Origin of the sequence: Planomonospora sp. ID91781, assembly GCF_015711595.1 — a bacterium.
GTDB classification, from domain to species: Bacteria; Actinomycetota; Actinomycetes; order Streptosporangiales; family Streptosporangiaceae; genus Planomonospora; species Planomonospora parontospora.
On record NZ_JABTEY010000001.1, the window covers coordinates 1,024,207 to 1,046,073 of the forward strand.

22 protein-coding genes, 1 tRNA gene and 1 pseudogene are annotated in these 21,867 nt (G+C 70.8%); 13 read left to right on the plus strand and 11 right to left on the minus strand.

The features are described from left to right. Positions 1-7 precede the first annotated feature (7 nt). Positions 8-96 (plus strand) — tRNA-Ser (locus HS048_RS04720). A 152-nt stretch (positions 97-248) separates the two neighbouring features. Here HS048_RS04720 and HS048_RS04725 read toward each other — a convergent pair. From HS048_RS04725 to HS048_RS04745, 5 genes are all read right to left on the minus strand, one after another. Next, a complete protein-coding gene (locus HS048_RS04725; protein ID WP_196466246.1) occupies positions 249-491 on the minus strand; it encodes a hypothetical protein in 243 nt (80 codons plus the stop codon). 6 nt (positions 492-497) lie between these two features. Next, positions 498-716: a hypothetical protein gene (locus HS048_RS04730; protein ID WP_196466247.1), complete on the minus strand. Its 219-nt coding sequence runs from the start codon at positions 714-716 to the stop codon at positions 498-500. 150 nt (positions 717-866) lie between these two features. Further along, on the minus strand, positions 867-2,054 hold the full coding sequence (locus HS048_RS04735; protein ID WP_307832368.1) for an IS701 family transposase: 1,188 nt from the start codon (positions 2,052-2,054) through the stop codon (positions 867-869). Between the two features lie 588 nt (positions 2,055-2,642). Next, positions 2,643-3,020 (minus strand): hypothetical protein, encoded by a 378-nt coding sequence (locus HS048_RS04740; protein ID WP_196466248.1) that lies wholly within the window; start codon positions 3,018-3,020, stop codon positions 2,643-2,645. Between the two features lie 320 nt (positions 3,021-3,340). Next, entirely contained in the window at positions 3,341-4,216 is an 876-nt protein-coding gene (locus HS048_RS04745; RefSeq protein ID WP_196466249.1) for an aldo/keto reductase family oxidoreductase, read from the minus strand. 132 nt (positions 4,217-4,348) lie between these two features. Here HS048_RS04745 and HS048_RS04750 point away from each other — a divergent pair, with 132 nt between their 5' ends. Further along, the gene (locus HS048_RS04750; RefSeq protein ID WP_196466250.1) at positions 4,349-4,882 is read left to right on the plus strand and encodes a helix-turn-helix domain-containing protein; all 534 of its coding nucleotides are present in this window, start codon (positions 4,349-4,351) and stop codon (positions 4,880-4,882) included. On the opposite strand, the gene HS048_RS04755 is transcribed toward HS048_RS04750, so the two are convergent. Beyond that, positions 4,879-6,147, minus strand: a complete 1,269-nt coding sequence (locus HS048_RS04755) for an MFS transporter (RefSeq protein WP_196466251.1) — start codon at positions 6,145-6,147, stop codon at positions 4,879-4,881. The genes HS048_RS04750 and HS048_RS04755 overlap by 4 nt on opposite strands. Positions 6,148-6,283: 136 nt before the next feature. Here HS048_RS04755 and HS048_RS04760 point away from each other — a divergent pair, with 136 nt between their 5' ends. The 3 genes from HS048_RS04760 to HS048_RS04770 all read left to right on the plus strand — a co-directional run bounded on the left by HS048_RS04760 (position 6,284) and on the right by HS048_RS04770 (position 10,218). After that, positions 6,284-7,219, plus strand: a complete 936-nt coding sequence (locus HS048_RS04760) for a LysR family transcriptional regulator (protein ID WP_196466252.1) — start codon at positions 6,284-6,286, stop codon at positions 7,217-7,219. Positions 7,220-7,356: 137 nt separating this feature from the next. Then, positions 7,357-8,127, plus strand: coding sequence for a methyltransferase domain-containing protein (locus HS048_RS04765; protein WP_196466253.1), 771 nt, complete (start codon positions 7,357-7,359; stop codon positions 8,125-8,127). 51 nt (positions 8,128-8,178) lie between these two features. Then, positions 8,179-10,218, plus strand: a complete 2,040-nt coding sequence (locus HS048_RS04770; RefSeq protein WP_196466254.1) for a hypothetical protein — start codon at positions 8,179-8,181, stop codon at positions 10,216-10,218. Here HS048_RS04770 and HS048_RS04775 read toward each other — a convergent pair. Further along, the gene (locus HS048_RS04775; RefSeq protein WP_196466255.1) at positions 10,205-10,657 is read right to left on the minus strand and encodes a hypothetical protein; all 453 of its coding nucleotides are present in this window, start codon (positions 10,655-10,657) and stop codon (positions 10,205-10,207) included. The two genes, HS048_RS04770 and HS048_RS04775, sit on opposite strands and share 14 nt — an antisense overlap. A 113-nt stretch (positions 10,658-10,770) precedes the next feature. Here HS048_RS04775 and HS048_RS04780 point away from each other — a divergent pair, with 113 nt between their 5' ends. After that, the gene (locus tag HS048_RS04780) at positions 10,771-11,040 is read left to right on the plus strand and encodes a hypothetical protein (RefSeq protein ID WP_196466256.1); all 270 of its coding nucleotides are present in this window, start codon (positions 10,771-10,773) and stop codon (positions 11,038-11,040) included. Positions 11,041-11,126: 86 nt separating this feature from the next. Here HS048_RS04780 and HS048_RS04785 read toward each other — a convergent pair whose 3' ends face one another. Next, positions 11,127-11,942, minus strand: a complete 816-nt coding sequence (locus HS048_RS04785) for a GntR family transcriptional regulator (protein WP_196466257.1) — start codon at positions 11,940-11,942, stop codon at positions 11,127-11,129. Between the two features lie 198 nt (positions 11,943-12,140). Here HS048_RS04785 and HS048_RS04790 point away from each other — a divergent pair, with 198 nt between their 5' ends. Genes HS048_RS04790 through HS048_RS04800 form a run of 3 tightly spaced genes read left to right on the plus strand, consistent with a single transcriptional unit; the run spans position 12,141 to position 13,675 of the window. Continuing rightward, positions 12,141-12,872, plus strand: coding sequence for a hypothetical protein (locus HS048_RS04790; protein WP_196466258.1), 732 nt, complete (start codon positions 12,141-12,143; stop codon positions 12,870-12,872). Next, positions 12,869-13,075, plus strand: a complete 207-nt coding sequence (locus HS048_RS04795; protein ID WP_196466259.1) for a hypothetical protein — start codon at positions 12,869-12,871, stop codon at positions 13,073-13,075. The genes HS048_RS04790 and HS048_RS04795 overlap by 4 nt, the downstream gene beginning before the upstream one ends. Before the next feature lie 39 nt (positions 13,076-13,114). Further along, positions 13,115-13,675 carry a suppressor of fused domain protein gene (locus tag HS048_RS04800; protein ID WP_196466260.1) on the plus strand — a complete coding sequence of 187 codons (561 nt, stop codon included), beginning with the start codon at positions 13,115-13,117 and terminating at the stop codon, positions 13,673-13,675. Positions 13,676-13,802: 127 nt separating this feature from the next. On the opposite strand, the gene HS048_RS04805 is transcribed toward HS048_RS04800, so the two are convergent. After that, positions 13,803-14,705, minus strand: coding sequence for a zinc-binding dehydrogenase (locus HS048_RS04805; RefSeq protein ID WP_196466261.1), 903 nt, complete (start codon positions 14,703-14,705; stop codon positions 13,803-13,805). Between the two features lie 82 nt (positions 14,706-14,787). Between HS048_RS04805 and HS048_RS04810 the strand changes: the two genes are divergently transcribed. After that, complete coding sequence (locus HS048_RS04810) at positions 14,788-15,672, plus strand: AraC family transcriptional regulator (protein WP_196466262.1); 885 nt, start codon at positions 14,788-14,790, stop codon at positions 15,670-15,672. Between the two features lie 453 nt (positions 15,673-16,125). Here HS048_RS04810 and HS048_RS38695 read toward each other — a convergent pair. Further along, positions 16,126-17,319: pseudogene (locus HS048_RS38695) on the minus strand (serine hydrolase domain-containing protein); the annotation flags it as partial. Positions 17,320-17,543: 224 nt separating this feature from the next. Here HS048_RS38695 and HS048_RS04815 point away from each other — a divergent pair. Then, positions 17,544-17,933: a hypothetical protein gene (locus tag HS048_RS04815; RefSeq protein WP_068897833.1), complete on the plus strand. Its 390-nt coding sequence runs from the start codon at positions 17,544-17,546 to the stop codon at positions 17,931-17,933. A gap of 104 nt (positions 17,934-18,037) precedes the next feature. Here HS048_RS04815 and HS048_RS04820 read toward each other — a convergent pair whose 3' ends face one another. Beyond that, positions 18,038-18,742: a trans-aconitate 2-methyltransferase gene (locus HS048_RS04820; protein WP_068897834.1), complete on the minus strand. Its 705-nt coding sequence runs from the start codon at positions 18,740-18,742 to the stop codon at positions 18,038-18,040. A gap of 259 nt (positions 18,743-19,001) precedes the next feature. On the opposite strand from HS048_RS04820, the gene HS048_RS04825 reads away from it, so the two are divergent. Next, positions 19,002-19,394 (plus strand): hypothetical protein, encoded by a 393-nt coding sequence (locus HS048_RS04825; protein ID WP_068897835.1) that lies wholly within the window; start codon positions 19,002-19,004, stop codon positions 19,392-19,394. Further along, positions 19,394-21,832, plus strand: a complete 2,439-nt coding sequence (locus HS048_RS04830) for a DUF4132 domain-containing protein (RefSeq protein WP_196466263.1) — start codon at positions 19,394-19,396, stop codon at positions 21,830-21,832. Before HS048_RS04825 ends, HS048_RS04830 begins: the two co-directional genes overlap by 1 nt. The last annotated feature ends 35 nt before the right edge of the window (positions 21,833-21,867 follow it).

A 21,867-nucleotide genomic window follows, 5' to 3' on the forward strand; every position in this document is an offset into this window, starting at 1 on the left:
CCGGTGAGGAGAGCTCGCCTAGTGGACGATGGCGGCGGTCTTGAAAACCGCTAGGGCCGGTGACGGTCCTCGTGGGTTCGAATCCCACGCTCTCCGCTGACCTTGAGAAACGGCGCCTGACCAGGGACTTCCCTTGGGTCGGGCGCCGTTGATCGTTTCCGGGGTGTGCAGTCGTGTGTCGCTCTGAGCCGCCGCATGTCGCTGGTCGTGGGATATCCGTGGGATGGAACCGGCCGCGTTCGGACAGGTCAGACCGGGCGGTGACTGGAGTTTTTCACGTGCCTCCAGGCGATCTTCGCGTGTCTCCACCAGGAGGTGGCCCCGAAGATGAGGAAGACGGGGCCGAAGACGTACTCCATCCAGCCGTCATGGGTGATCACGTCGTGAGCGCCATGGGTGACGAAGAACGGCCCGAAGACGAACACCCACATCCCGGTCTCGAAGCCGATCCTCCTGCTGCGTTGCCCGCCCCGCTTCTCGGTTTCGGACACGGGGTCTCAGGCCGGGCCGCAGCAGGTGCAGTGGTGACGAATCCCTCCGTCCGGTGAAGGCATCTGCCGGAGTCGGCGTGCCTTGCGGCGGTCGTGGGTGGCCAGCGCGGCCCATACGGCCAGGTAGATCGTCACGAACATGACGACTCCGCTGATCAGCGGAGCGAGGAAGAACAGGAACTCGATCCCGGTACTACATTCGTAGGTCCGGTGGGAGTGGGTCACCGCGTCGCCGGTAATGGCTGATCAGAGCGCGTGTCTGGTGGAGCCGTCGGAAGTGTGACCAGGCCAGGACGTGATCGACGGCGTTGGCCGCCGGGATGAGCAGCCGGGCCAGGACGCGGCGGATCTCGGCGAGTGAGAGCCGTACGAGCCTCAGCCCGCCGGCGCCTCCAGGAGCAGGTGGTCTTTTCCCTTGCCGGCGGTCTTGTCGGCGTCGGCGGGCAGGGCGGCGCGCGTGACGGCCAGGAATGCCAGCGCGAGCATGGCGATGGTGACGTGCCGGTGCCACGGGGTCCACTTGCGGACCTGGTAGGAGGTCAGGCCGAGCAGGTCCTTGCCGTGCTCGTTGTTCTCCTCGATCTTCCAGCGCATCCCGGCCGCGTCGATCAGCTCGGTGACCGGGGTGCCGGTCGGGGCGTGGGCCAGGAAGAACTCCACCTCCGTCGGGGCGCTGACGGAGCGGCGGATCAGCAGCGTGTGCGCGTGGCCGGGCGCGGGCGCCTGCCCGGCCACGGCGGCGGACACCGCGGTCCAGTCGTAGACGCGCAGGCCCTTGGTGCCGGTCCCGCACGAGCGGCGCTCCCAGATCCCGGCCCGGCCGAGGGCCAGGATGCGGTCCAGCACGTGCCCGACCGGCTCGACGCCACCTCGGACGGCGACCAGGGGCAGGTCGGTGGGGACCGCCATCACGTAGGAGATCGCCCGTTCGTGGCAGAAGGCGCGCAGGTGCGGGTCGCGGCCGTAGCCGGAGTCGGAGTCGGCGCATAGGTAGCGGAACGGGGTGCCGGCCGCGAGTTCCTCGGTGAGCATGTCGATCACCAGTTGGGGTTTGGTGCGGAAGGCGACGTGCTCGGGCACCCCGGCCCGTGCCCGCCGCTGCGGATCACCGGTCCAGGACTCGGGGAGGTACAGGCGCCGGTTGACGAAGGCGTGCCCGGCGGCGGAGGCGTAGGTGAGCATGGGCATGACCTGGCAGTTCTCCGCCTGGCCGGTCAGGCCGCAGTACTGGCCGGTCACGCCGACGGACATTTCGCCCTTCTTGATCGCGGCCGTGTCGTCGGCGATCAGCACGCCGTCGGCGCGGCCCAGATGCGCGATCGCGTGAGAGCGGACCTCGTCGCGCAAGGCGTCGACGTCCCATTTCGCGCGGTCCAGCAGGTGCTCGAAGCGGTGGGCGGTGGGGTGGCCGATGTGGTCGGCCAGCTGCCAGGAGTTCTTGCGGGGTACGTCGGCCAGCAGGGCGCGCACCAGGTCGGCGAAGGCCTGGCGGGGTTCGGGCCGGGTGAACAGGGGGCCGGCGATGCGCGTGGTCAGCGCGGTCAGTTCCGCATCCCAGGACACGATGAGATCGTAGGTCAGAGCGCACGTCACGTACTGACGATGGACCAACCACATTCCGTGACGCAGTCAAACGAATCAAGATCTACGAATGTAGTACCGGCGCCGTCTGCGTCCGCTTCGATCAATTGATGCTGGGGGACACTTTCTGGCCAGACGAGCGCTTCGCTCGGCTGAAGCGGGAACGTTAGATCCGATCAGCGGTCCTCGTCCTGCCTTAGCCCTATAGGGGAATCCGTTCGGCATCGCCGCACTCTGGTCCGAAGGCTGTGGCTCCCTGAAGCCTGGGTGGGGAACGTACTGGACGGCTGTGATCCGGGCTGCCTGCCAACGCGATTTGGTCGCAAAGCGCGTCGTACGGGGACGGCCCTCACGATCGACTGTCGGTGGCTGGCCGCCGTAGCCGGCTGGGGGCGATCGAAGGTCCAGGGCTTCGTTCCTCAGCCCCGGCCCACCGGACGATGTGGTTGGCGTGCCCGATGAGGCCGGGAAGTGAGGGCAATGGTGTGGATTCATGGGCATGCCACCCGCATACTGAGCTGCGTCTTCCCTGGTGAAGCAAGATCAGTATGCGTCTTTGCAAGCAGGATGTCAGGAGCTCGGCTTTCCCATCTCTGATCGACGGCTCATGGGTGCCGGGATGTTCGCCTTCCGGGAATCGATGACGGCGACCACCCGACCGATCAGGATCACCATGCCGACGAGCATGATCACCACACCCGAGAGTTCGGCGAACGCCGCCATGACGTACTCACCGTCCGGATCGCCGACTCCGGACGGCGAGCCGTTGAGCCATCGTGACGCCGCCATCGCCTGGTGCAGAACCAGAGCGCCGAACGCGAAGGTGACCCCTCCCAGGACGAAGCCCGGAGGCGTCGGCCGGGGGCGCTCGCTGGCAGAGAAGGTCTTCCCGGCTCCGACCACCAGTGAGATCGGGACCAACAGGAACCAGCCGACCTCCAGGCTCATGATCGCATCCAAGCGCAGGTGCTCGAATCCGTCGCCCCGCGGGGAGTGCAGGAGCGGGATCATCAGGATCCCGCTGAGGAGCCCGATAGCGAGGAAGCGGAAGAACCACATGGCCGACATGGTCTCGGACGGCGGAGGGGTTGGGTCAAGAGCCGAAGCGGGAGAGCTGCCACGGACGGAAGGGCATGACCGACTTCTAAATCATGGTCGGAGGCGCACTCGGAACGATTTCTCTCCGCCGGTGGACCGAGGGCTCGCCCGATGCCCGCCCTCGACCCGTTCACCGGGCACCGGCCGGGTGCGGTGGACCCTGGAGAGGGTCACTCGCGTCCGATCTTGTCCAGTTCGGCGAGGTCTTCGTCGGACAGCGAGAGCCGGGCGCCGGCGATGTTCTCGCGCAGGTGCGCGACCGAGGAGGTGCCGGGGATCAGCAGGATGTTCGGCGACCTGTGCAGCAGCCAGGCCAGGGCGACCGACATGGGGGTGGCCTCCAGCCGGGCGGTGACCGCGGAGAGCGTGGCGGACTGGAGGGGGCTGAACCCGCCGAGCGGGAAGAACGGCACGTAGGCGATGCGTTCGGCGGCGAGCCGGTCGATCAGCTCGTCGTCGTGGCGGTGGGCGAGGTTGTACATGTTCTGCACGCACACGATCGGCGCGATGCCCTGGGCTTCGGCGACCTGCTCGGCGGTGGCGTTGCTCACACCGAGGTGACGGATGACCCCCTCCCTCTGGAGCTCGACAAGGGTCTCGAACGCTTCGGCGATCGATCCCGCCTTAGGCCCCTCGGCGTCGCCGAGTCGGAGGTTCACCAGATCCAACACCTCGAGCCCGAGGGATTCGAGGTTCTCCTCGACCTGGCGGCGCAGCTGGTCCGGCTGCCGCGCCGTCGGCCATCCGCCCTGCTCGTCCCGCCGCGCGCCGACCTTCGTCACGATGTGCAACGACTCCGGGTAGGGGTGCAGCGCTTCGCGGATCAACCGGTTGGTGATGCGCGGCCCGTAGGCGTCACTGGTGTCGATGTGGGTGATCCCGAGGTCGACGGCCTCGCGCAGGACGGCGATCGCACCGTCCCGGTCGGCGGGCGGCCCCATGACCCAGGGGCCCGCGAGCTGCATCGCGCCGTAGCCGAAGCGGGTTACGGTCAGATCGCCCAGAGCCCAGGTGCCGCCGGGGAGGGAAGGGGAGAGCGCGCTCATATCTCTTGTCTTTCGTATCGATCTCGACGATGACGCCTTGTGGCGCCTCACTTCATACTGGTTAGGTAACTCTCCAATGGGAAGTAGGCACTTCAAGGTGCCTTGGTGACCCGCAGGTGACAGGAGCGGACGATGAGCACGACCACGGCGGCCGAGAAGAGAGCCCTGGCCAAGATCGAGTACAACGCGTTCCTGGCCGTCTGCCCGAGCCGGAAGCTGCTCGACCGGATCTCCGACAAATGGGTCGCCCTGATCCTGTGTGCACTCGGCGGCGGCGGGGCCTCACAGAGTGAGGGGAGCCGCCCCGCGGGGCTCGACGGCGGTCTGCCTCAGGACGACGCGGACCGCTCCGACGCGGACCGCTCCGACGCGGACCGCCCCGACGCGGACCGCCCGGGCGGGCCTCGGGCGATGCGCTTCTCGGAGCTGTCCCGGCTGATCACAGGCGTCAGCCAGAAGATGCTCACCCAGACGCTGCGTTCCCTGGAGCGCGACGGTCTCATCACCCGCACCGCGACGCCCACCGTCCCGGTCACGGTCTCCTACGAGCTCACCGAACTCGGCCTGTCACTGCATCACCTGATGAGCGGACTCAGGGGCTGGGCCGAGACGCACATGGACGAAGTCCTCGCCAACCGTGCAACGCACGATGCCCGCACCGCCTAGAGGTGTCCGCCGAGGCCCCGGCCGCCTCTCGGGAACCCGGCGCCGGATACGGGGAGGGGCGCTGCGGCGCGTCGAGGGAGCAGCAACGGAGTCGCCAGCAGGAGCACTCCGGCCAGGCCGATGGCCGTGTGCGGGCCGAGCAGGCTGCCCAGCACGCCCCAGACGGCCGTCAGGAGCGCGGTCGAGGCTTTGGTCGTCACCGTCCAGGCGGACAGCGTGCGGGTGACCCGGTCGGGCGCGGTGCGTTCGAGGCGGTAGGTGGCGTAGACGGGGTTGAAGACCCCGCAGCAGAAGATGAGCCCGAGCTCGACGCCCATCACCAGCAGCAGCCCGCCGGTCCCCGGTCCCAGGAAGGCCAGCCCGACGGGCCAGATCGCGCGCAGCGTCCCGGCCGCGACCAGGACCCGGTGCCGCCCGAACCGGGTGACGAGCGGCCGGGCCAGCCGCGACCCGATCAGCCCGCCGATCGCGGGTACGGCGAAGGCGAGGCCGTACTGCCACGGTGTGAACCCGAGCCGGCCGAGCATCAGGACGGCCAGCAGCGCGTCGGTGGCCATCACCAGGCCGTTGAAGGCGGCGGTGTTGAAGAACAGCGGGCGCAGCGTCGCGTCGGCGAGGATGTACCGCCAACCGTCGAGCAGGTCGCCGGCCCGCATGCGCGCGGCCCGTCGGCGCTCGGGCCGCGGCTCCCGGCCGCCCATCGCGCCGATGCCCAGGGCCGAGAGCAGGTGGCTGGCCGCGTCGGCCGCCACCGTCGCCACCGGACCGAGCAGCCCGATCGCGGCGCCGCCCAGTGGCGGTCCGACGACCGTGGTCGTCCAGGCCGTCGACTCGAAGCGGGCGTTGGCGACGAGCAGGTGCTCGGCCGGCAGCAGCGTCTTCAGGTAGGCGCCGGAGGCGGCGCGGAAGGTGATGTCGGCCGCCGCGACGACGACCGAGACCAGCAGGAGCTGGACGAAGGAGAGCACGCCGAGCGCGAACGCGGCGGGAATCGTCAGCAGTGCCGCGAACCGCACCAGGTCCGTCCCGATCAGCACCGGCCGCTTGCGGCGGAACTCCACCCACGGGCCCAGCGGCACCGCCACGGCCGCGCCCGCCAAGGCTCCCACCGAGGACAGCGCTGCGACCTGCGCGGGCCCGGCGTGCAACACCTGGACGGCGATCAGCGGGAACGCGCCGAAGGCGAGCCACGTGCCGAGCGCGCTGGTCCCGTACGCCCCCCAGAGCCACCCGAACCGCCGCCCCAACCGGTGCCCGCTCCGCATGCCTGACGCTCCTCGCCGCTCACCCGCACAACCGATCCGCGATCGGAAGCATCGAAGCGCGCGCCACGCTCAGGGATCAAACAACCATCAGGCCGCCCATCCACAACCGATGGTTGTATCCCTAGGGTGTGTCCGTATGGACCTCGAAGCCGTCCGGACCTTCATCGCCGCCGCCGACGCGGGGCGGTTCCAGGAGGTCGCCGCCGAGCTGGCGGTCACCCAGCAGGCCGTCTCCAAGCGGATCGCCGCGCTGGAACGCAGCCTCGGCGTGCGGCTGTTCACCCGTACGCCGCGCGGCGCCGAGCTCACCATCGACGGGCAGGCGTTCCTGCCCCACGCCCGGGAGCTGCTCCGGGCCGCCGAGCGCGCGGTCGCCTCCGTGCGCATCGGCCACCGTCCGCTGCGTGTCGACATGATCACCTCGCGCAGCGCGGCCTCGGGCCTGATGCGCGGCTTCCACCGCGCGCACCCCGAGATCGACCTCGACGTGGTGATGCTGTTCGACATCGAGACCGCCGTCGCCGCCATCCGGTCCGGTGCGATCGACGCGTCCTTCCGCGCCGTCGCCGTGCCCGGCCGGCCCCTTCCCGAGGGCATCGAGTCGGTCCGGGTGCTCGACGAGCCGCTCCAGCTCCTCGTCGGCCCCGCCCACGCGCTGGCGGGCGCCCGGTCGGTGACCGTCGCCCAGCTCGCCGGGCACCGGATCTGGATGCCCGGCCTCGCCCCCGGAACCGAGTGGACCGCCTACTACGACGATCTGGCCGCCGAGTTCGGCCTCACCATCGAGGCGACCGGCCCCAACTTCGGCTCCGACGCGCTCCTCGACACCATCGCCGACACCCCGGCCCTGGCCACCTTCATGGGCGGGCAGACCCGCCTCGTCTGGCCCGCCGGCCACGGCCTGCGCCGCATCCCGGTGACCGACCCCACGCCCGTATACCCGCACTCACTGCTGTGGCGTCGCGACGACCCCCACCCCGCGCTGGCCGTCCTCCGCGCCCACCTCGCCGCCACGGCGGCCGGCCACGGCACTCCCGGGACCTGGGCGCCGGACTGGGTGATGCCGCGGTGAACGGCACCTCGGTCCGAGGGCCGGTCTCGTGCGGGGATCTGAGGGCCGGTCTCGTGCGGGGAACCGCGCGGTTCAGGAAAGCCGGTCGCGTCGGCAATCCAGTGGCCGTCGGCCATGAACCTCATTAGCGTGACCGAGTGATCAGCTACAACGATCTTGTAGATCAAGCCGTTCGAGCATCCGTCCGCGGCTGGGATTTCAGCTGGTTGAGCGGCAGAACGATCGGCGGGAAACCGTCCTGGTCCTACACCGGGCGAGCCTCCGCGCTGCTTCCGGCGACGAGGCGGCTGCTCGACATGGACACCGGAGGGGGAGAGGTCCTGGCCTCTCTGGCTCCACTGCCCCGCCGTACCGTCGCCATGGAGGGCTGGCAGCCCAACGTGGCCGTCGCCGCCGAGCGGCTCAGATCGATGAACGTCCCTGTGCTGGCAGGTACGGCGGATCGCATCCCGGCACGCGAAGGCGCCTTCGACCTCGTACTCAACAGGCACGGTGCGCTCGACGCGGCCGAAGCGGCGCGCGTTCTGACCGAAGGCGGCCGATTGCTCACGCAGCAGGTGGGCAGCCGCAATGATCTGGAGCTGAATCTCGCACTGGGAGCACCACCCTCCACGGATCCGAAGAGCTGGACCTTGGCCGTCGCGGAGGAGCGGTTCCGTGAATGCGGGCTGCATGTCCTGGACGCCCGGGAAGAGATGATCGACTGCGCTTTCCAGGACATCGGCGCCGTGGTCTTCCACCTGCGCGCCGTCTCGTGGCAGGTGCCTGATTTCGATCACGACCGCTATGAGAAGCCGTTACGCGCTCTTCATGAGCGCATCCGGTCCGAGGGCGCTTTCACCGTCCGGCACCACCGGTTCCTCATCGAAGCCGAGCTCCGTCGCGCCCGAACGGCCACCGGCCGATGACCTGCTCATGAGCCCTCGCTTCCCGATCCCCCGTCGCCGATGATGGACGGCATGACGGAGACGCCCTCTGTGCCACCGGGGACCGGGCCGCTCGCGCCGGAGTTCTCCGGGATCGACCCGGCGTTGATGAACGGCTTCATCACCGAGCTGGAGCGGGCCGGGCAGGTGATCGCCGAGCAGGCCGAGAACATCCGCCGGGAACTGGCCGCCGTCGACCTGCCCGCCGCCGGGCTCGCTCCTATCCGGGAGATCGGCGGCTGGGCCGAGCAGCAGGTGCCCAGGCTCCGCCAGCGGGTGGCGACCATCACGGCCCCCGGACCCGAGATCCCCGGGATGATCGGCACGGGCCTGCGGCCTTACCAGGAGGCGTCGCTGCTCTCCCCCGCCGAGGCGCGGCGCCAGGGCACCGAGCTGGGCGAGCGGTTCGCCGCCATCGACCCGGACGAGTTCCGGTTCGCTGGGCCGTACGCCTCCGAGAGGATCGCCGCGGTGTTCGAGGAGCTGAAGGCGCACCGGCACGACGCCGGCTTCACCGCCGCGTTCTTCGCCGCGCTCGGCCCGGCCGGGATCCGCCGGGTGAATGCCGCGCTGCGCCGGTTGCCCGACGACGGGCGGCCCGACGCGCTCCGCACGGCCGGTACGGCCTTCGCCACCGCGGTCGGCGGCGGGGCGAAGACGCCCGGGTTCGCCGCGGTGATGAAGGCCGCGGAGAAGGCGATGACCGGGAGCGCCGGGGATACCGAGGATGTGGAGGCGGTCGCGGCGCTGCTGAGCCACGGGGACTACCCGGATGCGTGGCTGGCCGGGCTCGCCGCGCCCGCGCTGCGATCCGGCAGCCGGATCGGCGGCTCCGCCCTGGCGGGAGTGCTCAATGCGCTGGGGAACAATCCCGCCGCGGCCCGCCTGGCGATCGGCTCGGCGGCCCGGTTCGGAGCCGACCCGGCTCCGCCGACCGTCGCCCTGCCCTTCGGGCGGCTTCCGGGATCCCCGGAGAAGTGGGACGACCGGCCGGAGCTGGCCGCGTTCCTGAAGGACCTCAACGAGCGGACGATGGGGATCCCGGAGACGGCGGGCGCCTTCGGGCGGCTCCTGGCCGCGGCCTCCGGCGCCTACGACGAGCAGGACGGCAGGCACAGTCAGGAGGCGGGGTTCTTCGCCTACACCGTGATGACGACGGCGGACGGGTGGCGGCTGAACGACGCGACCCGGATCCACCTGGCGGAGATCGCGGGCTCGTACGCCACGGAGATCACCCTGGGCGCAGATCTCGGTGACTCTGACGTGGCCAAGGGCAGCGCCATGCAGACGACTCCCGGCCTGTTCGAGTGGACGCCGCCTCCCGGGTTGCGCGGGGCCTTCCGGCTGAGCCCGGAGGACACCTTCCGCTTCATGACCACCTTCGCTGGGACCCCTGAGACCCGCAGTCCCTTCGACGATGGCATGGACAAGCTTCTCCATCGCATGCTTCCGCACGCTTCTGAGATGGCGAGAAGTAGTGGGGATGTCACCGCGCTGGACAACCTGTTCGCGGCCTTGGGCAATGTGCGGGGCTTCGAGTTGGCTGCTGCCGTGAGAGTTCTCAAGCCCAACGATGATGGCGTCGAGGACGCCGAAGACGCCGAGAGCTTCCTCGCGGGTGGCACCCTGGGAGTTCTTGGACTGATCAATCCCTTCTCCACCATCCCCAGGGCTTGGACTGCGCTCTCCACCGGAGTCTCCGCGTACTACACCTATGGGCGCGACCCGAAGATGCAAGTAGAGGAGATCCAGAAGCTGGACGGGGCGGAAACCTTGGCTCGCCCGTACGAAGCAGCTCGGCTTCTCATGGCGCAGGGGTTCACTCCCAAGGTGGACCCGTCGGGCTCTATCGTCGGCCCGGACGGTGCGCTCCGTCCTTTCAACGAGATCGCCAAGCAGGGGAAAGCAGGTCTGCAAGCTCTTGATCAGTGGTTTGTCGACAACGGCATGGGCAGAGGGGATAAGTTCTCGTTCGGGCAGTTGAGTCGTCGTGAGACGCAATACTTCGAGGGCGCGAAGCAGCCTGCCTTCGAGAGAGCCCGTCTCTATACGGACAAGCTCATGACCGATTGAGGCATTCCGTCTCCCCCCGGACCATGTACTGCCCGTCCGCCGATGAGTCCATGTGAAGCGAGGTCCTCGTTGCTTCACTGGTAACACTGAATTTTTCACCGCCCGGTCCGGTCATTTTGTAATCGGCGAAACCGCTTAATGCGCCGAGCAGTTGGGTGTTGAGCATTCTGGGCTTCGTCTGTCCAGCGATGTCCAAGCCGGTGGCGGCGAAGGTGCGTTTGGCCTTGCCGTCGCCGCAGGGGATGTCCTTGCCGCCGGGGTCAATGACCTGGACGTTCTGGGCGCTCACCTCGTTGAGAAGCTTCATGATGTGCGTCTTGAGGGCCGCGCCAGCCTCGGCCGCCGTCGGTTTCTTCTCGCCGCAGCCCGCCACGGCCAGAGCGGACGCCAGGAGTGTCGCGCCGAGCCGTACGGGAAGGCCTCGGTGGGAACGGGGCATTGGATATCCTCCAAAGAGCTGGCCGTCTGAGCGCACCATCTCACATCGTCCGGGAGAGCGCGCAAGCCGTTCGAAGGAGAAAGGGGAAGCGTTTGGCTCCCGAACCATCGGATATGGCAACCGATCCCCGCAGGGAGGAATTGCTGCGGGCGCTGACGAAGGTGCGCATGCACGCGGCGCGGCTGGAAGCGGCCCTGGACCCCGCGCATTCGGCGTTCACCGGCAAGGCGGTCTGGACGGGCCCGACGGCGCGGGGCTTCGCCGAGGAGCTGGCCGGGCACCGGGCACGGCTGCGGAGGCTCACCCAGCGGATCGTCGAGGAGTTGGAGGACGAGCTGCGGGCCACTCCCGAGAAGGAGGCCCGATCTCCGGCCGCGCGGTGAGGCCCACCGAACACGCTCACCGTGCCGCCACGCCGCTCGCTGCCCGGCGATAGGCGCATCCGCGGCACGGACGTGATAGGCGAGGCTCAGCTGATGGGTAGAACGTAGACGAACTCGGTGCGGTCCCCGGCGGCGACGATGTCGGCCGTCTCCACCGGCCGGTCGTCGGCGAAGTACGTCCGGCGCAACACGGTCACGACCGCGCCGGTCGCGATGCCGAGATCCCGGGCCTCCTCCACCGTCGCCCCTCGGGAGGACAGCGCCTCGCGGCGGTGCGTCACGGTCACGCCGATCACGGCCATCCGGTCCCTGACCCCGCGGCCGCCATGGAGACCGTCCTCCGGGAAGGTGATCGGTGTTCCCCTGGTCAGTTCGTACGGCTCCCAGGAGACGGCGCGCTGCACCGGCTCGTCATCGGCGGTGTAGACGTACACGGTCCGCATGACCGGATCGCCTTCAGCGATGCCGAGACGTCGCGCCACCTCGGCCGTTGCGGCATCGGATCGGCTGTGAGCCCGCCATCTCGGCGTCTTGCCCTGGGTCTCCATGTCACCGGCGAACGGCGAGCCGCCGCGCACCTCGCGATGCCGTTCCCGCGACAGCTGCAGCCGCTCGCGGGGTGGCAGTACATACGCTCCGGCTCCCGGGCGGGATTCCACCAGGCCCTCGGCGACGAGGACGCTCAGTGCCTTGATCGCGACAGCGGCCGACACCTTGTACTGCTTGTTGATCTGCTCCCGGGTCGGGATCTGGGAGCCGGCTGGAAACTCTCCGGACTGGATGCGTCGTCGTAGGTCATCGGCGACCTGAACGTACAGATACGCCATCCCACGCCCCAGAGCTCGCTCCCCGATCTGCCCGAACAGCTTGACCACTCGCGCACAACAGAGGCAAGCTGTCATGACAGCAACTAATCTGTCATGACAGTTTGGGCCTCCCTGAACGGTGGCCGTGAACTGTCCGCATCCCTTTCGGGGGCTTGTGAGAGCCGCACCATGACTTCTCGCCGACCCACCGGCCCGAACCCCCACATAAGCCGGGCCCGGCAGGCGCTCGCAACGCCGTACCGGGCCCTTGATCAGGAATCGAGGTCCTGATCCATGCGACACCTTAACCCTCCGGACGCCGAGGGAGAGCCCGTCGACGGGCCCTGCTTCTCCACCACCCGGCCGCCGCTGCCGATGGGGTGCGCGGTCTGCGGGCACCCGCCGTACGACCACGGGTGCCTGCGCGTCGACGTGCACGACTACCAGGCGCCCTCCGGTGCGCAGATACGTGCCCGCCAGGGCCTGATCCGCGCCGCCCGGCTGGACGAGCAGGGCATGCCCGCGACCGCGTGGGTGCGGCCGAGCATGTGCGTGCCGGTGGCCGCCGAGGAGACGCCGGTCGAGGAGGCGCCGGCCGTGCCCGTGCCCCGTACGGCCGAGCCCGCCCCGCAGGCGGCGCCCCGGCCGCCCATCGCGGTCGAGCCGCAGGCGGCACCCCGGCCGCTCGCCTCGGTCGAATCGCAGGCCGTACCCCGGCCGCCCGTTCCGGTGGAGCCGGTGTGGCGTCCGGTCGAGCCGCGGGAGGCGCGTGCGGTACGGCTGGCGCGGGCACGCGTCCCGGCCGCCCTGCAACGGGCCCGAGCGCGGGCGGCGACCGCCCGGTCCCGGCCGCCTCACCCGGCCCTCGACGCCGGACGTCCGGCTCCCGGAGGGCCGCCGCCTCGCGGTGCGGGCCGGCTGCGGCCCGGTGAGCCCGCCGCGCACCACGCGGCCTCCCGGTTACCGGACCCGTCCGGACCCGCCGGGTGGCGGCCGCCGTACGGGTCCGCGGGGGTGAGTGCATGACGCGGCAGGAGCAGGCCGCGCTCGCCGAGTTGCTGCGGCACGCCTGGCCCGGCTGGACGATCTGGAGTGCGGGCCGCACCTGGTATGCCACCGGCCCGTGCACGGTCCCGGGCTGCCGCTGCGGGCGGACGCTGCACGCCCCGGGCTTGATCCGGCTGTGCGAACGGTTGCGCGAGGAGGAGGCCCGAGGGCGGAGAGGATGAGCGATCATCCGAACGGTGATCTCACGGCAGAATCGGCACATGCAGACCCGCGTTGAGCGTTACCTGGCGCATCTGGACCGCCTCTCCGGCGGACGGGAGCCGAAGTTCACCCCCTTCCGTTCGACCAGGCCGGGGATGCGCGACGTCACCGCGATCGTCTACCGCGATCTCCCGGAGCCCGGATTCGTCACCGGGCTGACCTACGGGCTGTCCCTGTCCGGACATCCCGCCTGGACGCGCAGCACGCCGGAGTTGTGCATCAGCGTGCGCTCCGCCGACGACGCCTGGGCCTGGGCGGTCGCCTACCTCGCCGAGCGGCTCCGCGGCGGCGACTGCCATTTCGCCTACGGGGACACCTTCGGCTTCGGGGAGCGCGTCTCCGGGGAGAGTGACATGGACGCCTTCGTGCTCTCCGCGCCCATCGGGCTGGACCGGGAGGACTTCCTGGGCATCGACGTCGGTGACGACCTTCCCGTCAGCATCACCGGCTGCTACCCCATTCACTCCAGCGAACGCCGCTTCATCCAGGAGAACGGGCTCAAGGCCTTCTGGGACCTCGACTGGGACCCGTGCGACGTGACCCGTGCCGCGGTCGCCTGATCACCGTACGCCTATACCGTGCTCCTATGGGGCCTCCCCGCTGTGTCACCGCCACGTCGGCGGAGACGGGTGCGGCCGGGAAGCACGCCCGTTCCCGCGACCCGCCGGATCGACACGGTCCGCCGTACTACGGGAGCAGAACCACCTTGCCGAAGACCGTGCCCGATTCGAGCCGCTCGTGCGCGAGCGACGCCTGCGCGAGCGGGACGGCCGCGTCGGCGACGCCCCGCAGCACGCCGCGGGCGGCGAGGTCGAAGACGGTCTTCAGCCCCGACCGCAGCCGCTCGGGAGCGACCGAGCTGAGGCTGAACATGAGCAGCGACGGAGAGTGCGGGAAGAGTCCCACGAGACCGGCGGCGAAGTCCGGGGCGGGCAGTCCGCCGGCCGCGCCGCAGACGACGTAACGGCCGTCGGGCCGCAGCCGTCCGAGATGGCGGCCGAGGTCGGCACCGGCCACGGGGTCGACGACGACGTCGTACGAGGCGTCCTCGTCGTCCCGGGTGGAGAATCCGAGCCCGTTCAGACGCCCGGCATGCGCCGCCGAGCGGGTGCTCGCGGTCACCTCGGCCCCGAGGTGCGCCGCCACCTGGGCGGCCATCAAGCCCACGCCGCCGCTGGCGCCGCGGACCAGGACGCTCTCTCCGGGGGCCACGCCGGCCCGGTCGAGGAGCAGCGACGCCGTCAGCGCGTTGGCGCCGAGCGCCACGGCCTGGGCCGGGGAGACCTCGGGCGGCAGTTCCACCACGACGTCGCCGGCCACCGCCAGTTCGGCGTAGCCGCCTCCGCCGCCGAGCATGGCGTAGACCCGCTCGCCGGCCCCCTTGACGACGCCCGCGACCTCCAGGCCCGGGACGAACCCCGGCTCGGGGAACCCGGGGTACTGCCCGCGGCGGGACATCACATCGACGTACCCGACGCCCGCGGCCTCGACCTCGATCAGCGTCTGCCCCGGCCCGGGAACGGGATCGGGGAGATCGACGAGGTGCAGGGCGCCCCCGTCGTCGAACGAATGCACAGTGATCGCCTTCATGCCTTCACCGTAGGGATCATCGGATGTATGGGAGAATGCGCGAAAGGACCCGATCCATACGAGATCGTGCGGAACGGACGGCGTGGACCTCTTCAGCGACGTGATCGGCGGCATGCGGGGCGGGCGGAAATCGTTCTGCCGCACCCGGGGCACCGGCCGGTGGGGCAGGCGGCTCGAGCCGTTCTCCGGAACGGGTTTCCACGTGGTGCTGGACGGCGGTGGCTGGCTCGTCACGCCGTCCGCGCCTCCGGTGCGGCTCGACGCCGGTGACGTGGTGTTCGTCCCGTACGGCGCGGCGCACGGGCTGAGCGGGACCCCGGACCGCCCCTTCGCCGAGTTGCCCGCGGTGCCGGACGCGTTCCCGCCCGAGGACGGTGCCACGTCGTACGCGGATGTGGTGTGCGGTGCCTACCGATCGGACAAGGGGCAGGCCCACCCCTTCCTGCAGGGCCTGCCCGATGTGATCCACATGCGTTCCGACCGGCACTCCGCCATGCGCACGGTGGTCGACCTGCTGGCCGACGGCCCGGAATCCGGGGTGGGGGCGGGCGCCGCCGTACCGGCCCTCATCGATCTGCTCCTGGTCTACCTGCTGCGCGCCTGGCACGACGACGCCGGGCCGCCCGCGGCGCTGGGCGACCCCGCCGTCGCGGCCGCTCTGCACCGGATTCACCGCGACCCCCGGCACAAGTGGACGGTGGAGGAGCTCGGTGCCGCGGTCGGCATGTCCCGCACCGCCTTCGCCCGCCGCTTCACCTCGCTCGTCGGGCTCCCGCCGGTGACGTACCTGACCAACTGGCGGCTCGACTGCGGCGCGCGGCTACTTCGCGAGACCGACGCGCCGCTGGCGTCGATCGCCCACCAGGTCGGTTACAGCTCGGAGTTCGCCTTCGCCAGCGCTTTCCGGCGCCGGTTCGGGACGCCGCCGGGCCGGTTCCGGCACCGGGAACGCGCCTTCAGCGGATGAACGGCCTCCGGCGGGGGCGGCCGGACGGCGGGCGAGGGCGAGGTGGACGAGGCGGGAGACGATGACGGCGGCGGAGGCCAGGGCGCCCGCGCCCGCCCAGACGTACAGCGCGGGCCAGACGTAGGAGATCTGATCCAGTGTGCCCACGCGGCGCATCAGGAAGCCGACCAGGTCGGCGAGGCCGAGGAAGAACGCGATCGGCAGCGCCCAGGGGACCAGCCGTACGGCCGGGCGCCACACGGCCTGTCCCGAACGGCGGCGGGCCCATCGGCGCGCACGGCACACCCCGGCGAGGCCGGCCCCGAGACTGAGCAGCGTCAGGCCGCCCAGCCAGGGGTCCGCGGTCGTGGTGAAGGGTACGGCGCCCGCGTCCGTCCGCCCTTCGATGATGTCGATCAGTCCGTCGGTGAGGATGACCGCGTCGTCACCGGAGATCATCCCGGTGTTGGTGACGACGGCGATGCCGTACCCGCTCTCGGGCAGGAGCGTCTGCGCGGAGTTGTGGGTGAGCAGCCAGCCGGTGTGCCGGAGCGCGGGCGCCCCTCCGGGGGTCTTCCCCGTCTCCCAGCCCATGCCGTAGTGGCTGCCGCCCACGCCGGACGCGCGCTGGGCGGTCCTGAGCGTCTCCTCGGGCAGGACGCCGCCGGCGCCGTTCTGCGCGATCAGCCACCTGGCCATGTCACGGGCGGTGCTGACGACGCCGTACGAGCCGTTGACGAACCACTTGGGATGGGAGCGCCTGACGACCTGGCCGTAGGCGCGGACGTGTCCCTCGCCCGCGTGGGGCAGGTCCGTGGTGACGTCCACCGTCGTGGTGGACGTCATGCCCAGCGGACGGAACACCGCGGCGGCCAGGTGGTCGGCGAACGGCACCCCGGCCACCACCTCGGCCAGCCGTGCCGCGACGGCGTAGTTGGGGTTGTGATAGATCATCCTGGTGCCGGGCTCGGCGGCGAGCGGAGCGTCCCGCAGCATCGCGACGGCGTCCTCCAGGGTGTCCGGTGCGGGGAGCGTCAGTTCCGGGAAGGTCCGGTCGCTCATGCCCGAGGTCTGCTGGAGCAGCTCCCGTACGGTGATCCTCCCGGCGCGGGGGTCGGCCATGGCGAACTCGGGCAGGTGCTTCCGGACGGGGTCGTCCAGGCCGATCCTGCCCTGGTCGGCGAGGCTCAGCACCGCCAGGGCGGTGAACGACTTCGACAGCGAGGCGAGCGGCATCGGCGTGTCCGCGGTGACCGCCTCGCCGGTGGCCGTGCGGCCGTAGCCCGCGGCGTGCACGACCTGGTCGTCCTTGGTGACCGCGACCAGGGCGCCCGGCAGCCGGGTCCGCTCGAGGTAGCCGCGCACGTAGCGGTCGATCGCGGCCGCGCTCATCCCGGTGCTCGTGTTCAGTCCGGTGGTCGTGTTCAGTCCGGTGGTCGTGCTCGGTCCGGCGGTCTCGGTGGCCTCAGCGGTCCTGGCGACCTCGGTGGTCTTGGCGACTTCGGTGGTCTCAACGGTCTCAGCGGTCTTGGTGACCTCGGTGGCCTCAGCGTCCTCAGCGACTCCGACCGTCTCCGCCGCCTTCGGCAGGGCGTTCGCCGCCGTCGTGCCGGTTCCGAGCAGCGCTCCGGCCAGACCGGCGATCGCCGCGGCCTTCCACATCCTCATCGCGTTCTCCTCCCGGACGTTCGTCCACGTCGATGAACGCTAGAAGTCGGCGGGGCGGGCGCACAGCGGACGATCGGGCGGACCCGACCCTGACTTTCGTCAGGGGTCCGGGATCACGGCCCTTCCGGGGGCCGGAGGCGGCCGGGGCCTCCGGCGGGCCACGGTGTCCACCGGTCGGCAGCGGGTGAGGGGCAGGTGCCGAGCCTGTGGTATCCAGGTCGGTCATGCGCTCAGTTCACCCGACCGGCGGGGGCTTCGCCGTCACCGATGACCCGGACGGGGTCATCGATGTCTTCCTGGGTTGTGCCATCTCGCTGGGGGGCGTCTCGGGACGCCCCCTGAGCGTGGAGTTCGCCGAGCGTTTCTCCCCGGAGGGGAGCGGGATGCGTTTCCCCGTCTTCGTGGCGTACCGCGCCGAGGAGCCGGACGACGTCCCCGAGGAGTTCGACGATCAGGTCAGGGCGGAGGTGGGCGTCAAGGAACTCTGGGTGCTCACCAACCTCTGGCCCGGCCGGCTGCCGCGCTCAGCCGTGATCGAGGGTCCCGAACTGCGGCACCTGCTGGGTGAGGTGCTCGAACTGCGGTCCTCCCGGACCAGGCCGCAGCAGGGGTGAGCTCGGCCTCGGGTGGACCCGTCGGGTGAGGAAGCGCTCTGCGGGCCCGCCAGGTGAGGAAGCGCTGAGGAAGCGCTCTGGCGGGCCGCCGGGCGAGGAGACCCTCAGGCGAGCCGCCAGGCGAGGAAACCTTCGGGCGCGTCGGCCTGGACGAAACCCGCGCCGGTCAGCTCCCCCTCGATCACGTCCCATCCGGGGCGGTAGGCGTGTCCGGTGATCTCCTCCTCGCTGATGACCCTGTCGCCCTCGGTGATCCGGTAGAGGTAACGGGCCTCGAACGCCTCCCCGTCCGACCCGAGGACCTCCGACAGGACGGAGTAGGTGTGCCGGCCCACCCGGCGCGATTCCAGCTCCTGGAGGGGGCGCGGCTCCGGGGGGCCGCCGGCGCGCCAGGTGAAGACCAGCAGGCCGCCGGGCTCCAGCCGGTCCGCCAGCACCGGCCAGAGCCGCCTGCGGTAGTCCGGCTCCAGGGCGTACATCACGTTGATCATCACGATGGCCTCGACCGGCTCGTCCAGGTCCACGCTCAGCGCGTCGCAGGAGAGCACGGTCACCCGCTCCAGCAGCTCCGGCCGTGAGACCAGCCGGGACAGCAGCAGCGCGCGCATGCCGTCCGAGGGCTCCAGCGCGAAGATCTCCGCCGGGGTCCAGTCGGCCAGCGACGTGGTGACCAGGCCGCTTCCCGCGCCGATCTCCAGGATGCTCCGCCGTACCCCGGCGAGGAGCGGGGGAAGCTGCTCGCGGACCCTCGGGATGTGCCCGTTCTCGTGGAACAGGTCGTAGAAGGGGAAGGAGATGAAGTCGGTCATGGCGGGCAACGGTACTTCAGGGCGAGGTGCAGGGCGGGGCGAAACCGGGACGGAGGGATGAGTCCGCCTCGATCGCCGGAGAGGAACCGGCCGGAGGAGAGCCCGTCCGGGAGGAACCGGCCGGAGGAGGACCCGTCGGAGGAGAACCCGTCCGGGAGGAAGAGGAGAACCCGTCCGGGAGGAACCGGGTGTCGGGTGAAAGTCCGGTCCTGTTTGGGATTGCGGTGAATGTCGGACGGGTTCTCTACGCTGCGCAGGCATGGTGAGAGTGAGCTTCGTCGACGAGACGACCTCGGGTGAGCGGCGCGAGGCCTGGCATCTGGAGATCTTCGAGGAGCGGATCACGCTGCGCGAAGTGATCCGGCGCCGGGTCTTCCAGGAGGTCGCCGAGTACAACGCGGCCTCGCCGGAGGCCTTCCGAGGGCTGGTCCAGCCGGGCGAGACCGAGCGGGCGCTGAACGGCGACCGCACCCGGGCCCGGCGCCGGGTGGACGCCGAGCGGCAGTTCGCCGAGGCGGTGGAGGCGTTCGGCCGCAACGGGTTCCTGGTCCTGGTCGACGACCGGCAGGTGGAGGAGCTGGACGCCGAGCTCGACCTCCGGATGGGCACCGAGATCACCTTCCTCAAGCTCGTCCCCCTGGTCGGTGGCTGATGTCCCGCAGGACGCTCGACTCCACGCGGATCCGCGCGCTCGTGGACGGCGGGGACGCCGTGAGGCTGGTGACCGAAGTGGTGCGCGAGGGTCCCAACGGTATGTGGGGGCGGGGCTGGACTCTTCTGGCCGACGCCCTCGCCACCTGTCCGGACGAGTTCCGGATCGAGATCGCCCTCGCCGGGCTGGACCTCGGCGACGGTTACATGTCCGACACCCTCGCGGAGGTCGTCCTGCGGGACGTCCCGCTCGGGGAGCACCTCGACGCGGTGGAGGCACTCCTCTCCAGGGCCGCCGGGTTCAAGACGCACTACGCCCACGACTTCCTCACCCGCCTCGCCACCGTGTGGCTGGAAGCCGGCCGGGAGCTTCCGGGGCCGGTGCTGGGCGTGATCCGGCGTACGGCGCGCGCCGCATACGGCAGAGTGCCCCTCCAGGACCTGGTCGACCCTCCCGGTCACCCGGCCCTCAGCTCCGGTGAGCCCTGGGCCGACCGGGTGCTCGCCGACCTGGCCGTGCTGGGGGACGAATGGCGGGCGCTGGCGGCGCACGCGGTGACCGCCACCTCCGCCAGGCCGTCGGAAGCCTGGGAGCGGCGGGCACGGCGGCTGCTCGACGCGGTGGGACCCGAGCCCGCGCGGGCGGCGATCGTCCGATGGCTCGCCCTGGTGGGACGGCCGAGGAGCATTCCCGTCCGTCACATGGACGACGCGGAGTTCGACCCGCACAACGCGTTCGGCGTCCGCGGGCTGGCCTGGATGCTGGCCTTCCTGCCCGGACACCCGGACTCGGCCCGGACCCTCGGCACGCTGGTGGAGACGGCCCTGCGCAAGGTCCCCGGGCTCGGACCGCGCAGCCCGCTGGTCGCCAACGCGGCCGTGCACGCGCTCTCCCTGACGGACGGCGGGGACGCGCTCGCCCAACTGGCCCGGTTGTCCGCCCGGGTGACGTACAAGGGCACGCTGAAGGTCCTGAACACGGCGCTCGACACGCGCGCCGCCGCTCTCGGGCTCTCCCGCGAGGAGGTCGAGGAGCTCGCCGTACCCGTCTACGGCCTCACCGAGGTGGGCCGGAGGGTCGAGAGACTCGGCGAGGCCGTCGCCGAGCTGACCGTCACCGGTACCCGGACCGCCCTCACCTGGCGGAACGCCGCCGGGCGGCCGGTCAAGTCGCCTCCTGCGGGCGTACGGCGGGACCACGCCGGGGAACTGGCCGAGCTGAAGGCCTCGGCCAAGGACATCGGCAAGATGCTCGCGGCCCAGGCTGAACGGCTCGACCAGCAGTTCCTGGCGGAGCGGTCCTGGCCGTACGGGGTCTGGCGCGAGCGCTACCTGGACCACCCGCTGGTCGGCACGCTCGGCAGGCGGCTGATCTGGCTGGTCGACGGCGTGCCGTACGGCTACGCCGACGGAGCCCTGCGCGACGTGGACGACGCGCCGGTCGCGCCGGCCGCGGACGCGACCGTACGGCTCTGGCACCCGATCGGCCGGGACACGGCCGAGGTGCTCGCCTGGCGCGACTGGCTGGAACGCCACCGGATCACCCAGCCGTTCAAGCAGGCCCACCGCGAGATCTACCTGCTGACCGCCGCGGAGGAGAACACCCGCGTCTACTCCAACCGGTACGCCGCGCACGTCCTGCGCCAGCATCAGTTCCACGCGCTGGCCGCGCTGCGCGGCTGGCGCAACAGACTGCGGATCATGGCCGACGACTCCCATCCGCCCGCGGTCCGGGAACTGCCGCGGTGGGGGCTGCGCGCCGAGTTCTGGATCGGGGGCGTCGGCGACGACTACGGCGTCGACACCACGGACTCGGGGGCCTATCTGCGGCTCACCACCGACCAGGTGCGCTTCTATCCGATCACCGCACCGGACAACCACGCGCACGCCGCCGACGGTTGCGCGTACGAGCAGGGGACACGCGGTGGCGCCGCCGTCGGGCCGGTCCCACTGGACGAGGTGCCGCCACTGGTGCTCAGCGAGGTCATGCGCGACATCGACCTGTTCGTCGGGGTGGCGAGCGTCGGCAACGACCCGACATGGCAGGACGGCGGGCCGGACGGACGCTTCCGCGACTACTGGACCTCCTACAGCTTCGGTGAGCTGTCGGGCACCGCGCAGACCCGCCGCGACCTGCTGACCCGGCTGGTGCCGCGACTGGCGATCGCCGACCGCTGCACGGTCGAGGGCCGGTTCCTGCACGTCCGCGGAGACCTGCGGACCTACAAGATCCATCTCGGGTCGGGCAACATCCTGATGACTCCCGACGACCGGTACCTGTGCATCGTCCCCGGGCGGGCCGCCGAGACGGACGACGGCCAGGTGTTCCTGCCGTTCGAGGGCGACCGGGTGCTGGCGGTCATCCTCAGCAAGGCCGTGCTCCTGGCCGGGGACACCGCGATCACCGACCCGACCATCACCCACCAGATCCGTCGGTGACCACGTCCCCGACAGGCGGCCGGTCCTGCGGGCGG

Coding starts and splice junctions, on each gene's coding strand:
- HS048_RS04795 (WP_196466259.1), top strand. CDS start 12,869: ATGACGCGGCAGGAGCAGGCCGCGCTCGCCGAGTTGCTGCGGCACGCC.
- HS048_RS04750 (WP_196466250.1), top strand. CDS start 4,349: ATGAGCACGACCACGGCGGCCGAGAAGAGAGCCCTGGCCAAGATCGAG.
- HS048_RS04805 (WP_196466261.1), bottom strand. CDS start 14,705: ATGAAGGCGATCACTGTGCATTCGTTCGACGACGGGGGCGCCCTGCAC.
- HS048_RS04755 (WP_196466251.1), bottom strand. CDS start 6,147: ATGCGGAGCGGGCACCGGTTGGGGCGGCGGTTCGGGTGGCTCTGGGGG.
- HS048_RS04830 (WP_196466263.1), top strand. CDS start 19,394: ATGTCCCGCAGGACGCTCGACTCCACGCGGATCCGCGCGCTCGTGGAC.
- HS048_RS04825 (WP_068897835.1), top strand. CDS start 19,002: ATGGTGAGAGTGAGCTTCGTCGACGAGACGACCTCGGGTGAGCGGCGC.
- HS048_RS04745 (WP_196466249.1), bottom strand. CDS start 4,216: ATGAGCGCGCTCTCCCCTTCCCTCCCCGGCGGCACCTGGGCTCTGGGC.
- HS048_RS04790 (WP_196466258.1), top strand. CDS start 12,141: ATGCGACACCTTAACCCTCCGGACGCCGAGGGAGAGCCCGTCGACGGG.
- HS048_RS04770 (WP_196466254.1), top strand. CDS start 8,179: ATGACGGAGACGCCCTCTGTGCCACCGGGGACCGGGCCGCTCGCGCCG.
- HS048_RS04780 (WP_196466256.1), top strand. CDS start 10,771: ATGGCAACCGATCCCCGCAGGGAGGAATTGCTGCGGGCGCTGACGAAG.
- HS048_RS04740 (WP_196466248.1), bottom strand. CDS start 3,020: ATGAGCCTGGAGGTCGGCTGGTTCCTGTTGGTCCCGATCTCACTGGTG.
- HS048_RS04820 (WP_068897834.1), bottom strand. CDS start 18,742: ATGACCGACTTCATCTCCTTCCCCTTCTACGACCTGTTCCACGAGAAC.
- HS048_RS04815 (WP_068897833.1), top strand. CDS start 17,544: ATGCGCTCAGTTCACCCGACCGGCGGGGGCTTCGCCGTCACCGATGAC.
- HS048_RS04775 (WP_196466255.1), bottom strand. CDS start 10,657: ATGCCCCGTTCCCACCGAGGCCTTCCCGTACGGCTCGGCGCGACACTC.
- HS048_RS04760 (WP_196466252.1), top strand. CDS start 6,284: ATGGACCTCGAAGCCGTCCGGACCTTCATCGCCGCCGCCGACGCGGGG.
- HS048_RS04785 (WP_196466257.1), bottom strand. CDS start 11,942: ATGACAGCTTGCCTCTGTTGTGCGCGAGTGGTCAAGCTGTTCGGGCAG.
- HS048_RS04800 (WP_196466260.1), top strand. CDS start 13,115: ATGCAGACCCGCGTTGAGCGTTACCTGGCGCATCTGGACCGCCTCTCC.